This is a genomic window from Nostoc sp. FACHB-280 (assembly GCF_014697615.1).
In the GTDB taxonomy this organism is placed as follows: domain Bacteria; phylum Cyanobacteriota; class Cyanobacteriia; order Cyanobacteriales; family Nostocaceae; genus Nostoc_B.
In genome coordinates, this window is sequence record NZ_JACJSD010000019.1 from 52,667 (window position 1) to 65,289 (window position 12,623).

The following is a 12,623-nucleotide window of genomic DNA, read 5'->3' on the forward strand; positions in this document are numbered from 1 at the left end:
TTAAACCGACAACCTTACCTGTGAACCTTGTTGAGTTTTATGCACTTCAATTCTGGCTTGAAAGGCTTCTTTGAGGTGGGGCATGTGAGTTACTGTCAGTATACAGGCGAAATCAGCAGCGATCGCATTTATGGCGGCAATCAAGCGATCGCATCCTTCGGCATCTTGTGTACCAAAGCCTTCATCTATAATTAACAATTGCAACGCTGCACCCGCCCGTTGTGCTAATAATTTCGCCATTGCTAACCGGATGGCAAAATTAATTCTAAATGCTTCCCCACCAGAGTAAGTCTCATAAGCGCGGGTTCCTTTGGCATCAGCAATTAGAATATCTAAGGTGTCAATCAACTTGGCATTTTTCTTGGTAGATTTACCGCTACGTCCAGCTTTTTGGGTAACAAATTGCACATGCAACTGATTGGCACTCAACCGCGCCAATAACTGATTTGTCTCAGCTTCTAGTTGGGGCAGCACATTTTCAATCATCAATGCTTGGATACCATTTTTACCAAATGCCAAAGCCAACTCATGGTAAACACGGTACTGTTTTTTACAAGCTTGCAGTTGTTGTTGTTGTTCTTCGTACTGTACTTGTAAGGTTTCTAATTGATGGGCGAGTTGTTCCAAACGCCCTAATTTGGCAATTTGTTCATCGAGTTGTCGGCGGCGGATAGCTAATTGCTGTTCTAAAGCTTGAATTTGCTCAATCGGGTTGGCAGACTGGGCTAGTTGTTGGACAATTTCATCAATTTGGCTGGCGAGTTGTTGTCGTTCATTTAACCGCGTGGTTTTCGCCGCTTCTAGTTCTTGTAATCTGCCTTGCAATTGGGGATATTGCTGTTGGGCTGAGAGCAATTGTTGATAACGTAACTGCCAACCTTGACTTTGGCGGACGGCTTGGCGTAGGTTATTATGCTGCTCTGCACTATAACCAATTTCTGTAATTTGACGCTCTAGGGCGGCAATTTGTTGGGCGCATTCAGAATCAGTTTGTTCTTGCTGAATTCTGGTTTGCAATTGGACGATAGTTGCTTGTAATTCTGGTTTGCGGGTGGCTAGTTGGGTTTGGCGTTTGAGTGCGTCTTTAATTTGCCCTTGTTTAATTTCTGCCCAGCGCCATCTTTCAACTTCACTCCGTGCTAGGGCATGGTCTTGCTCATTGTAATTTAATTGTTGCAGATATTCGTCTAATTTCCTCAGTTCTTGCTGTTTATCTTGGGCGTAATCACCCACTTGGAGCGATCGCTCTAAATGTTGTCTTTCCTGCGCCAGTTGTTCTAACTGTTGTTCTGCATCACTGGTTGATTCTAGTTGGGCGGCTAATTGTCCGCGCTGTTCCCGCAAAGAGTCATAAGGTGACAATTTTTGGGAAATTGCCCGGTATTCTTGCCGCAAAGCCTGAATTTCTCTGTCTGTACAAGCTAATTGCTCGCGGAATACCCACAATTGCTCCTCAGTTTCCTTGTACTCCGATTTAGTTTTATCAGCAACCCGATTCCAATGATGCTCATCTAACGGACGTTCACACAAAGGACAAATCGCATCGGGGTTGCGGAGCATTTGTAATTTTTGGTCTAATTCGCCTAATAACCTCTCATATTCTCGCTGCTGTCCTTGCAGTCGCTCAATAAAGTGCCTTCTTTCCTGCCCTTTTTCTTGCACACGTTGCAAATAAACCCGCTCTTTCTCCATTTGTTCAATTTGCATCGCCACCGCCATCACCGCTTGTTGTAGTTCCGGGTGGCGTTGGGAGGCGCGTTGCAGTTGATTTTCTGTAGCTTGGATTTGTTCTAATCTGGCGACTAAACTAGCTTGGATTCTATCTAAATAAGTTTGCAAACTTTGACGCTGTTGCAATAAAGGCGAAACCTGCATCTGTAATTCATCCAACTGCGTCACCCGACGACGGGCGGCGTTGAGTTGTCCTAATGCGGCTTCGACTTCGCCTGATTTACTGAGGGTGTGCTGAATTTCCTGTTCTTGCTGTGATAAGGCTTCCAGTTGTGCTTGGACTTGTTGGAGTTGTCTTTCAATTTCGTGAATTTGCTGAGTTAATTGCTGCTGCTTTTGTTGACGTAATGTTGTGGCGCGGGTGTGTTGTTCAAATTTAGCCGCAAAAGCTTCTTCTTGAGATTGGAGACTTTGATAATGGGCGTAACCGTTTTTAATTTCTGCTTCTTGATTTAAGATTGCGGCTAACTCCGCCAGTTGGGTTTTAACAGATGATTGTTCTTGGTGAAGGCGATCGCAATCTTGAGTTAAATTTTGATATTGTTGCCTCACAAAGCTCAGTTGTTGTTCCCAATTTTGTCGCTGGTGCTGGACAACCTGCAAACTTTGTAACTGAATGTTCTCAAAAGCTTGTACCTGTTGAAGCTGATTCAGTTCGGCTTCTAATTCTACCCGTTGCGCTTCTGTCAATTCTCGCTGTTGCAGTTGAATTTTAATCGCTTCCAAAGAACGCTCTAATTCTTCCGCCCTCGCTTTATATTGTCTGGAAGATTCTTTCGCCCGTTCTTCCAAATCATCATACTGCGTTAGTTTTAACAACTCTGCCAAAATTTCCTTACGTTCTGTCGGGCGCTTCAGCATAAACTCATCCGCACGACCTTGACGCAAGTAAGCAGAATTAATAAAAGTATCGTAGTCCAGTTTAATATGTTCTAAAATCAAATCCTGAGTCGCCCGTACTCCTTTACCTGTCAGAGGACGAAACCCAGCAGGCGTTTCGATTTGAAATTCTAAAACACCAGTTGCACCTCTAATTCTGGTGCGAATGACGCGATAAAGTTGCTGGTTAATGTGAAACGTGAAATCAACGCGGACTTCTTTAGCCCCGGCGTGAATCACATCATCTTCAACAGCAGCACGACTTTCACCCCAAATTGCCCATGTAATCGCCTCAAGCAAAGACGATTTACCCGCACCATTAGAACCAGAAATACAAGCCGTATGCAAACCACGAAAATCTAAAGTAGCATCACGGTAACTAAGGAAGTTTTTGAGGATAAGTTGTACTGGAATCATTGAGGCAATAGCGCCACATCTAGGTTTTCATCAACAAGCAGTACAGATGCACTCTAGATAGTTTAGCTAGGTAGATATCAGTATTCTAGTCTTTAAGTCCGTAATTTTACGAAAATTAACAATATGATGAGCAAGTTTTTCCCATCTGGCAAATTAGGCGTTGCTGATTTCATGTATGAAAATCATTTTGTTTTCTGATAAAACCCTTGTAGGGACGTTTCATGAAACGTCTCTACATTTAAATTCATACCTCTATTCAGCAACGCCACAAATTATTTTGTTAATAAAGAGATGTAAGCTTGAGAGACAATTTATTTTTACTGTAGAGACTTTGTATACAAAGTCTCTACTATAGCAATCCTAAATCATTTGTGAAATCTCTTTCTTTTCCTCTTTCTCTTTCTTTGTGTCCTACCCTGCGGGAAGCCGCTATCGCGTCTATGCGCCCTTTGCGGTACCCTACCCTTCGGGAACGCCTGACGGCGAACGGGAAGCCGCTTCGCGTCTACGTTAAAAAGAATACTTTTTCACAACTCAGATAGAATTGCTATATAGCAATCCTGAATGATATACAAACATCTCTCTACCTTATCTACCTTGTCTCTTTTGTTCATTTCTCAATTAGGGCTGCTATATATTTACTGAACTTAACCCTTCAAATTTCGCAGCAGTAATTGACAACCACATAAAAACGGGTTGGGATTTTCGATACGCTCATCTTGAAGTACCTCAATCGGCAACTTACTGTGATAAATTAACTGATCGTAATCCATCAACGCATTCCACTTAATCTTGCCTGTAGGAAAACCTAATTCTAAAGCGGCATCATAGATTAATTCTTGCCATTTCTCAATCTCTGGATCTCGTGATTTACAATAATCGAGAATGGCGATTAATGCACCAGATTTTGTAACACGTAAAATCTCACTCAAAGCGCGTACAGGATCAGCGACAACACATAGGGTAAAGCCAGATGCAGCAGCATCAAAGCTATTATCGGCAAAATCCAGATTTAGCAAATCAGCGACTTTAAAAGAGATATCTGCGGCGACAGTTTTTTTGCTGGCTTCATTCATCATTTTCTCAGATAAATCTACACCCACAACGCTTACACCTTGGGGATAAGCTGGAAGATTTAATCCTGTGCCAACAGCAGCATCTAGCACAGTTTGTCCTGGTTGAAGTTGTAGGGAATCAATTAGTGGTTGACGTTCAATGTGCCAGTAGCGCAGCATAATCTGTTCATAATCTACTGCACCGTGATTGTAGGCATCAATTATTTTGACTACTTGCATAAACTTACTCATTAATAATATAAGTAAATACCTTGTTGTAACTATTTATGCAATACTTTGACAAGATATAATTATCAAATTTTGTATATTATATAACCGTGTAAATACTTTTATTTTTAGATATAAAATGTAAAACAAAATTATCATGGAACAAATTTAGTAAATTTGCGTCAATTAGAAGTATCAAAATCTTGAGTGGGCAACGTATTTCAAAAGTCTAAAATTTTGTGGAACCACAGCAAATACTCCTCGTCATGCAATCAGTCTTACCTAGGGAATATGCCGAGAGATAGTTCCACGATTAGTCAGAAACAATCTCAGTAACACCTCGTCATTACACAGGTCACACACATAAGCGTAAAATTTGTTATGACACACCTTTATCGGCTTAAATCTGGAACTGCTGCATTCATGGCAATGGCCTTAACTACAGCAGGTGCGATCGCTCCCATGATTGCATTAGCTCCCGCCCAAGCGCAATATAATCTTGGGCAGTCACGCTCAACTACAATTCCTGCTAATGTAACTTTGCCTGTAACTTACGAAAAAGAAAAAATCGTGATCACCCCAGGCGAAAGTATGTCCATCAAGCTGAGAATAGCTAATGACATCATCGATAGAAATAGAAATGTCTTAATTCCTGCTAGAACTGAAGTGGTTGGTAGATTAGAGCCTGTCGAGTTATACGGTAGAAGTTCCTCCAGCAACAGAAATAGTGATAATAGCAAGGGTGTGAGATTTGTTGCTTCTGAACTTGTCTTTCCTTCTGGTCGCAGATTACCAATTAATGCAAATTCTCGCACAATTACTGAAACCGAAAGAATCAGCAAAGGTGCTAATACTGGTCAAATTTTAACCGATGCAGCTATTGGTGCAGGTGCAGCCACTGTTATTTCATTGTTAACGGGTAACAGAAAAGTTGAAGTATTAGAGCCTGTGGCTGGTGGTGCGGTTGGCGCTGCTGCGAGTGTGCTGTTGCGGAAAAACCAAGCTGATGTGTTTGTTCTCAGACCTGAAGAAGATTTGGACATCACACTGACCAGCAATTTAGTTATTTCTCGAAATAATACCTATTAACTAAAATTCCGTCGTGAATTTAATCATGCTATCAGCGATCGCCTATCATAGTGACACAGGCGATCGCTTCATTTTTATAGATACAAAAATTAATATTTCTGAAACATTTTTATTCCTATATCGTCTTACTTAATATTCAAGCGACAGGCTAAATATTTGCTGGCTAATAACCTCTAAAATTCGCTTCACTTATTCTTTAGAAGAAATTTAGTGGATGTACGGTATCAGTTTTTAGTAGAAAAAACCAAGATTAAATTATTAAGCGCCCAAACAAATTTGCATCTTCCATCCTACTGGGAACAATAAAATTCACTAGCAGGATTTAACTAAGTTATCTGTCTATTTATTACATAGGTGCGTTCATAAAATCAACTAATTCCAGTTGGTTTGAAATCAATCGTCAATTCCTAATTTACACATATCCTTGAAGGTTTTTTACTATGCTGAAAAGTTTATCTCTTGCTTTACTAGGAACAACTGTCATTGTAGCGAGTGCTAACCCAGCTAGTGCTGTAACTATGGTAGTAAGTGGCGGTATGTTCTCTAGCTACTCTGATGCTAAAACTGTCACCTTTGATGATGGGACAGCAAATGATCCAAATGGATTTGCTACTTACTCTAATGTGACTACTAACATTGTTCAAGGTAGTGTCAGTGGTCAATATGCTTCACCCTATCAAGATACCACCAAATTCCTGACAATTGCGCCATCAGGTAGTGGTGTTGCAGGTGATAGTGGTTTTGTCAGTATTGCTTTCAAAGAAGCTGTTGATTACTTCGGTTTTTATGCAGGCTCCTTGGATAGTTACAACTACATTGACATCTATAGCGGTAATCAGTTGTTAAAGAGTTTTAGTGGCTCAGATGTGCCAGGTGCTGTAGCTGATGGTAGTTGGACTAGCGGTCAAGCTAATCTATTTGTCAATCTTGTAGGTGATGCAGGCGAAAAATTTGATCGAGTTGTGATGCGCTCAAATGGTATTGCCTTTGAAACAGATAACCACGCCTATAGATTAGCACAGAGTGTTCCAGAACCCAGCGCGATGTTAGGTGTATTGGCAATAGGAACTTTTGGAACTACTTCACTTTTAAAACGTCAACACAAGAAAGTAGCTGTACAAGGATAAATTTTCTTTTCAGCTTAATTTGATAACTGCTATGTGAACAAACTCGCATAGCAGTTTTTTCATGGTGATTTTATGTTGCCATGAGATTATCCATAATGAGAAATAGTTATTGATGAATTATCAATTAATTTTTAATATGTCATAGGAAATAAGTCATACATCAGAGATAGACACACATGACTTATTTCCTATTCATATCTATAATTTGAATCTAAAAATATTTTCAAAAAATATCAAATACCAGAAACTTTTTATAGTCAAAATTGTCTAAGTAATTAACAGAAACAAAATAAATGTAAAGAGGTAAAATTAATGTTTACTTTAAATCGTTGGCAATCTAAAACTGCTGCACTCATGGCTTTGACCATCACTGCTGGCGCTGTCGCACCTTTTATAACTGCCACACCTTCTTTAGCTCAAACTACTTTTACAGATGTTTCTTCTAATTATTGGGCAGCACAATTTATTCAAGAATTATCACAACGGGGTGTAATTGCAGGTTTCCCTGATGGTAGTTTCCGCCCAGAAGAAGCAGTCACCCGCGCTCAATTTGCCGCGATGGTAAATAAGGCCTTTTCAAAAGCACCACAACGCCAAGCAATCAACTTTGTGGATGTACCCAGCAATTTCTGGGCATCTAGCGCCATTCAGCAAGCTTATACCATCGGTTTCTTATCTGGATATCCTGGAAATCGTTTTGAGCCGAATCAAGCGATTCCTCGTCAACAGGTGTTAGTTTCCCTGGCTAATGGTTTGCAATATAGCCCTAGTGGTAATGTGGAAGGCACTCTGCAATACTTCAACGATGCTTCGGGAATTGCGAGTTATGCCCGTAGTCCGATTGCGGCGGCGACGGAACAGCAAATTGTGGTCAACTATCCTAATGTTAAATTCCTCAGCCCGAATGCCACTGCAACACGCGCTCAGGTAGCAGCTTTTATTTACCAAGCTTTAGTGAGTTCTAATCAAGCTTCGGCAATTAACTCACCTTATATAGTTGCGTCTCAACCCACAACACCTACACCCGTCTCAATTACAATTCCCCAAGGAACTGTTATCCCCGTGAAGTATGACCAAGCGAAAAAAATCTTGGTAACTAAAGATGAGACTGCACCTTTAACACTAACTGTTGACCAAAATGTAGTTACCCAAGATGGTACTGTGGTCATTCCGGCTGGTAGTCAAGTTGTTGGTCAACTCAAACCAGCAAAAGGCGGTTCGCAATTCGTAGGACAGAAACTGGTGTTAACCACAGGTCAAGAGTATCAAATTGCTGCTACTTCTGATGTGATTACCAAAACTGAAACAGTCAACAAAGGTACTAGCACTAGAACCATTATTACCAATACAGTATTAGGTGCTGGGGCGGCGGCGGCGGTATCTGCGGTGACAGGCGATCGCGCGATCGCAACCGAAGAAGTTCTCGGTGGTGCTGCGATCGGTGGTTTAATTGGCTTGTTCTTCGGTCGCAACAGTGTTGATTTAATCGCCATTAACCCCAATACCGATTTAGAAATGACCGTCAATCAAAATCTGTTGGTGTCAGTGAGATAGTACTTAGCCCCAACGAATGGAATTCGCGGCTATAAAAACGTAGACGCGCAAGCGGCTTCCCGCAGGGTAGTCCGCCTTCGCGGACTCATATAAAATCAAAGGTTTTGAACCCGCGCTGGCGGGTTTTGTCTGTGTAGCCGCGACTTTAGTCGCTGGGTGCAAGATGTGAAAAGGACAAATTTCCCACTTCACACTTCATACTTCATTTGACTAATTGGCAACCAAATAATAAATGTAGTTCCTGGTGCATCGGATGGTGCGATCGCGGTTGTAATTGCGGGGCTGAAAACTTCAATTTCACCTTGCATTTGCTCGATTAATTGTTTTGCGATCGCTAGTCCCAAGCCTGTACCGGGAATTTCTGTTTGGGCTTGTACACCCCGGTAATGTCTTTCACCCAAATGTGCTATGTCTTCTTGGGGGATTCCTGGCCCAGTATCACTAATAGCAACACCCAAAAAGCTATCTCTTGTTTGACCAACTTGGATAAAAATTTTGCCGCCTCTGGGTGTGTATTTCAAAGCATTATCAATAATATTATTCAATACCTCTTGTAAGGCTTTGAGATTAACACGCACCAAAGGTAAGCTTTTCGGAATTTCGGTTTTTATTTTCAGGTGTCGTTCTTGGGCGATCGCTTTGGCTGATAGTAATAATGGTGCTAATAAATCAGACAAAGAGCAATCCGTGGCTTGTTCGCCTGTACCTGGCAATAATAAAATCGGTTTAGGTTCTGCTTGGACAGTAGCTTCTACAAACACTTCATTTTCTGGTAATGCTCTTGGTGCTACATCCAATTCTGACCAGTCAATAACCTGCTCAAATTGTTGCAATAATTCTTTGAGGCGATCGCTTTCTCGCACAATACTCGCCCCTACTTCTCGGTTTGGGTCGCCTGGGCGCAGTCTTTTAAATAGCAATTTGCCAAAAGTCCGCAATGCTGTCAAGGGATTGCGAAATTGGTGCAGCAAGTTATCTAATAAATCTCGTTGCTGTTCTTGCAGAACTTGTTGTTGATGTAGCTGCTGTTGTAACCAAGCGCGACGCTGATCTAAAACACAAGCGATCGCCAAAGTTTGAACTATCTTTTGAATTGTATTTTGTTCTTGTTCAGTCCAAGCCCGGTCTTCTCTACAAGTCACCAGTAATCCCATCATCACACCTTCATGAACTAAAGGCAGAACAATCTGGTGTCCACTCAGCAAATACTCTTCTTGGAAATTTGCTTGTTCAGTATCTGTTGTTTCGACTTCTGATGCAGCTGGAGATTCCGTAGCTGCGGTTAGTAACTTTTTTTGCTGTTTCGGTAGTAGCAAAATATTACTAATTTGCAACTGTTTGCGTACTTTTACTTCCGTATTTTCTTCTCCAGGCAGTAATCCTGCGGTTTCTGGATAAACAACCACAGGAACCAGCTTCGCCTCAGTTGTTGGCGCTTCTACCAATTCTTGTGTTAAATAAACCACACTTAAAGAAGCACCCAACCCTTGGGCTAACAATGTTATTTGTTCTCGGCATAAAGCCACAAAATCTGAACTAGCAGACATTAACATTTCTCATTTCTTGCTCAGGATCACAGGCTTTGAAGGAATTTTCAAGAATCAGCTTGATTCTAACTCTCTTTTTATCAAGCTTAACTAAAGCTTCTCAAGTAATGGTAGAAATAAAGAAATTGTGTACTTTACTAGTTTTGTGATTTATTTGCCTTCAAAAAAATTATTTTTGTTGTATTAAAAGTTTATAAACTATTGATTTTTTGAACTAGAACTTTTATAATTACGACGGATTTTGTAGCTATCACTACAATCTAATAGCTTGAAAGAGGAGGAAAATAGGTTGGCAAGGAGACGGAAACGGAAGAGTCGTCGTCGCCAGGAAGGACGGCGGATTTTAGAGCATGTGCCTCAATATAGCATCGAAAGCGGCGAAGAAAAACCTGTGACAGCAGCAAGAAAATTCATTCAGGCTGAAGGGATCTTGCCACCCGCTCTGCTACTCGTAAAGCGCAATGAACACACAACAGACCGATATTTCTGGGCAGAAAAAGGTCTGTTTGGTGCCCAATACGTAGAAGAAAACCATTTCTTGTTTCCCAGCCTACGGACGTTAGAAGCTCCGGCTGGTTCAGAACCTGTGGCAGTAGCTGCACGTTGAACTTGAATTGGTACTTTTACGTTGTTGAATGTGTTCTGAATATTCATTTAACTGGCAAAGTTGCTCAGTTTATGCAAAATTTTCAATTTTTTTTAAATTTGGGTCTGATTTGCCAGTAGAGGGTAGTCCAGGCAGTTGGACAAACAACTTTATTCAAGCCAATTTGGTTTGTGTGAGTTGAATTATCAACTAATACACATCAGGGAGTGAGAAAGAGTGATACAAAGCATCCAAAAGCGAGAGTAGATTTTTACTTGGCTTTTGAGAGCTACGTTACAAGATACGTTTTTCTCTAAGACTTTTCGTTACAGAGAGAATTTACATCCCAACCATCCTCTTTCCCACTCCCTATTGTTTATTTCTTCTTGCTGAATTACTAGAAGCAGCTTAAAAAATAAAATTTAATCACTCAGCTTTAAGTTGAGTGCCTTCTGTAACTCAATCAGTTCATCTCGATGGGCAGTTACAGTGATCTTGCCTGGAGAGTTTGGTTCATCTTGATTAGCTTTTTGCAGATGAAGCAAGACTTTCTCGGTTCTTCCGGCTTTTTTCCAATAAAATACACCACTCAAAGGTGCTAACAGAATTATTCCCAGAAAAAAACTGCTAATGTTGGGCAGAAGCAGTGACAAAACAAAAGATAAACAAATTAAACCTACAGTTGCAAGTAGGGTTAAAAAAATCGCTAAAAATAAGCTGGGTTGGACAAAACCCTCAAAAGTGACTTGATTTTGATCTCGGTCTACCGCTGCCACTCGGTAAGACCGTGAACGGAAGTAATCCTGTAATTGGGGCATTAATACAGCTTCTTCCTGCTCAGATATTAGTTGAGCCGTTTCTGTGCGGTCTTTGGTAGCAGCACGAATAAAGAAAAACAACCCAACTAATAACAATAAGGTGAGCAGAAACGTAGATGGCAGAATAGCAGTATCCATAACTGATTGTTACTGTTTGACAGGAGGAGATTTATTCATTATTAATTATTAGTTAATTTGTCCTCCCGTTGATGTACTCTTGCCAAAGACGTGTTAAATCCTGTGCTTGAACTTGCCATTCTGGAGAAACTTGGTACATTCGCCTAGGTCTTCCTCGTCCTTCGAGTTTTTTCCAATACCCATTGATTGCCCTTTCGTCTTCCAGAAATTTAATCGCACTATAAAGCACGGTATCTGAAAGCCGATAGGTTGGATATTCAGTTTCTAAACGTTGAATTAACTCGGTGCCGTAGGATTCACCTTGCAGTAAGACAGACAGTATGTAACAAATTGCTAGTTCCTGACAGAGGTAAGTTGGCGGAGGATTCTCAAAGAATTGATATATATCCTCAAGTTTCATGGTTGGTGAATGGCTAAAAAAATGCCCTAGTGTGGGGTTTATGATCCTTGTGTTACGTATGTAGTACTACTAAAAGTAAGCATTCATACAGAGACACTAGGCAGGATTGTCAAAGCGTCAACGTAAAAAAAGTAAAACAAATATGCCCCACGCAGATAAAGTCATGGGATACAAGCGAAACTCTAAGGAGCGTAAGACTTACTCTCCTATTTAAGCTCTAGGCAGTGTGGTGAGGAGCAAGAAAGACAGAGGCATAGCCACTGTAATTGGTGTCAAATGATGCCGAGCCGATTAGAACTGCATAAGCATAAAATGCCATCGAAGAAATTTTACAAGTAAAATGCGATTTTGTCTGTAAATTTTCTTTCATGACGAAGTTCTACTTGAGCTATTTATAGGTCATCTGGTAAGTGTGATAGTAAATCTAGCAAGTGCCAAGTATATTGGTGATTAGTATGTCGCAAAATTCCGATGCCCTGCGAGCGATCGCTCAAACATTCCGTCTCATAGGTTGGATTAGTTTTTGGATTCAGCTAGTGCTGGGGGTTGTTTCCAGCATCATTGTGTTATTGTTTGCTATTTTCTCCCAAAGAGCCGGTAGCCCTAGTAATAATCCGGGGACGGGGTTTGGTGTATTTTTGGCGGTCTGTGGATTAATTGTTTTAGGTGCGGGTATTTATATTGCTTTTCGCTACACCAGAATTGGGAGACAACTGGAATCTTCAAATCCCAGTAACCGCCCCCGCAAAAGTGAAACTGTACAAGTATTACGCTTAGGCTTGTGGATAAATTTGATTGGGACTTTGGTCACACTTTTAGGAGCGCAGGCGATCGTTGGGACTTTGGTAGCTAGGTCAATTTCTCCCCAAGCCATCACTACACAATTTTTTGATCCAACGCGGATTATTAGCGGTCTAGATATGCTGGTAGTTCAGGCAAACACTAACACCGTTTCCGCCCACTTTGCTGGATTAGTGGCATCGCTGTGGCTAATCAATCGCATCAACCGCCCCTAATCGGATCTTCTTGGCTGATTTCATATTGTCCTGTTAGT

General features: G+C 41.0%; 10 protein-coding genes. 5 read left to right on the forward strand and 5 right to left on the reverse strand.

Annotated elements, in window-relative coordinates; translation table 11 throughout:
- Both sbcC and H6G75_RS15680 read right to left on the reverse strand, forming a co-directional pair.
- Positions 1–3,027 (reverse strand): exonuclease subunit SbcC, encoded by a 3,027-nt coding sequence (gene sbcC / locus H6G75_RS15675; RefSeq protein ID WP_190980957.1) that lies wholly within the window; start codon positions 3,025–3,027, stop codon positions 1–3.
- A gap of 647 nt (positions 3,028–3,674) precedes the next feature.
- A complete protein-coding gene (locus H6G75_RS15680) occupies positions 3,675–4,322 on the reverse strand; it encodes a class I SAM-dependent methyltransferase (protein ID WP_190980958.1) in 648 nt (215 codons plus the stop codon).
- Positions 4,323–4,691: 369 nt separating this feature from the next.
- Here H6G75_RS15680 and H6G75_RS15685 point away from each other — a divergent pair, with 369 nt between their 5' ends.
- From H6G75_RS15685 to H6G75_RS15695, 3 genes are all read left to right on the forward strand, one after another.
- Entirely contained in the window at positions 4,692–5,399 is a 708-nt protein-coding gene (locus H6G75_RS15685) for a conjugal transfer protein TrbI (protein ID WP_190980959.1), read from the forward strand.
- A gap of 440 nt (positions 5,400–5,839) precedes the next feature.
- Positions 5,840–6,526: a PEP-CTERM sorting domain-containing protein gene (locus H6G75_RS15690; protein ID WP_190980960.1), complete on the forward strand. Its 687-nt coding sequence runs from the start codon at positions 5,840–5,842 to the stop codon at positions 6,524–6,526.
- Positions 6,527–6,838: 312 nt separating this feature from the next.
- Positions 6,839–8,080, forward strand: coding sequence for an S-layer homology domain-containing protein (locus tag H6G75_RS15695; protein ID WP_190980961.1), 1,242 nt, complete (start codon positions 6,839–6,841; stop codon positions 8,078–8,080).
- A 188-nt stretch (positions 8,081–8,268) separates the two neighbouring features.
- On the opposite strand, the gene H6G75_RS15700 is transcribed toward H6G75_RS15695, so the two are convergent.
- Positions 8,269–9,633, reverse strand: a complete 1,365-nt coding sequence (locus tag H6G75_RS15700) for a GAF domain-containing sensor histidine kinase (protein WP_190980962.1) — start codon at positions 9,631–9,633, stop codon at positions 8,269–8,271.
- 283 nt (positions 9,634–9,916) lie between these two features.
- On the opposite strand from H6G75_RS15700, the gene H6G75_RS15705 reads away from it, so the two are divergent.
- The gene (locus tag H6G75_RS15705) at positions 9,917–10,234 is read left to right on the forward strand and encodes a DUF3155 domain-containing protein (protein ID WP_062294629.1); all 318 of its coding nucleotides are present in this window, start codon (positions 9,917–9,919) and stop codon (positions 10,232–10,234) included.
- Between the two features lie 401 nt (positions 10,235–10,635).
- Here H6G75_RS15705 and H6G75_RS15710 read toward each other — a convergent pair whose 3' ends face one another.
- The gene (locus H6G75_RS15710) at positions 10,636–11,169 is read right to left on the reverse strand and encodes a cofactor assembly of complex C subunit B (protein ID WP_190980963.1); all 534 of its coding nucleotides are present in this window, start codon (positions 11,167–11,169) and stop codon (positions 10,636–10,638) included.
- A gap of 52 nt (positions 11,170–11,221) precedes the next feature.
- Positions 11,222–11,569 (reverse strand): PadR family transcriptional regulator, encoded by a 348-nt coding sequence (locus tag H6G75_RS15715; protein ID WP_062298395.1) that lies wholly within the window; start codon positions 11,567–11,569, stop codon positions 11,222–11,224.
- 455 nt (positions 11,570–12,024) lie between these two features.
- On the opposite strand from H6G75_RS15715, the gene H6G75_RS15720 reads away from it, so the two are divergent.
- Positions 12,025–12,585: a DUF3611 family protein gene (locus H6G75_RS15720; RefSeq protein WP_190968595.1), complete on the forward strand. Its 561-nt coding sequence runs from the start codon at positions 12,025–12,027 to the stop codon at positions 12,583–12,585.
- The last annotated feature ends 38 nt before the right edge of the window (positions 12,586–12,623 follow it).

Excerpts from the sequence above, each read along its gene's own strand:
- H6G75_RS15710 (WP_190980963.1), bottom strand. The coding sequence starts at position 11,169 with ATGGATACTGCTATTCTGCCATCTACGTTTCTGCTCACCTTATTGTTA.
- H6G75_RS15715 (WP_062298395.1), bottom strand. The coding sequence starts at position 11,569 with ATGAAACTTGAGGATATATATCAATTCTTTGAGAATCCTCCGCCAACT.
- sbcC (WP_190980957.1), bottom strand. The coding sequence starts at position 3,027 with ATGATTCCAGTACAACTTATCCTCAAAAACTTCCTTAGTTACCGTGAT.
- H6G75_RS15690 (WP_190980960.1), top strand. The coding sequence starts at position 5,840 with ATGCTGAAAAGTTTATCTCTTGCTTTACTAGGAACAACTGTCATTGTA.
- H6G75_RS15720 (WP_190968595.1), top strand. The coding sequence starts at position 12,025 with ATGTCGCAAAATTCCGATGCCCTGCGAGCGATCGCTCAAACATTCCGT.
- H6G75_RS15695 (WP_190980961.1), top strand. The coding sequence starts at position 6,839 with ATGTTTACTTTAAATCGTTGGCAATCTAAAACTGCTGCACTCATGGCT.
- H6G75_RS15700 (WP_190980962.1), bottom strand. The coding sequence starts at position 9,633 with ATGTTAATGTCTGCTAGTTCAGATTTTGTGGCTTTATGCCGAGAACAA.
- H6G75_RS15685 (WP_190980959.1), top strand. The coding sequence starts at position 4,692 with ATGACACACCTTTATCGGCTTAAATCTGGAACTGCTGCATTCATGGCA.
- H6G75_RS15680 (WP_190980958.1), bottom strand. The coding sequence starts at position 4,322 with ATGCAAGTAGTCAAAATAATTGATGCCTACAATCACGGTGCAGTAGAT.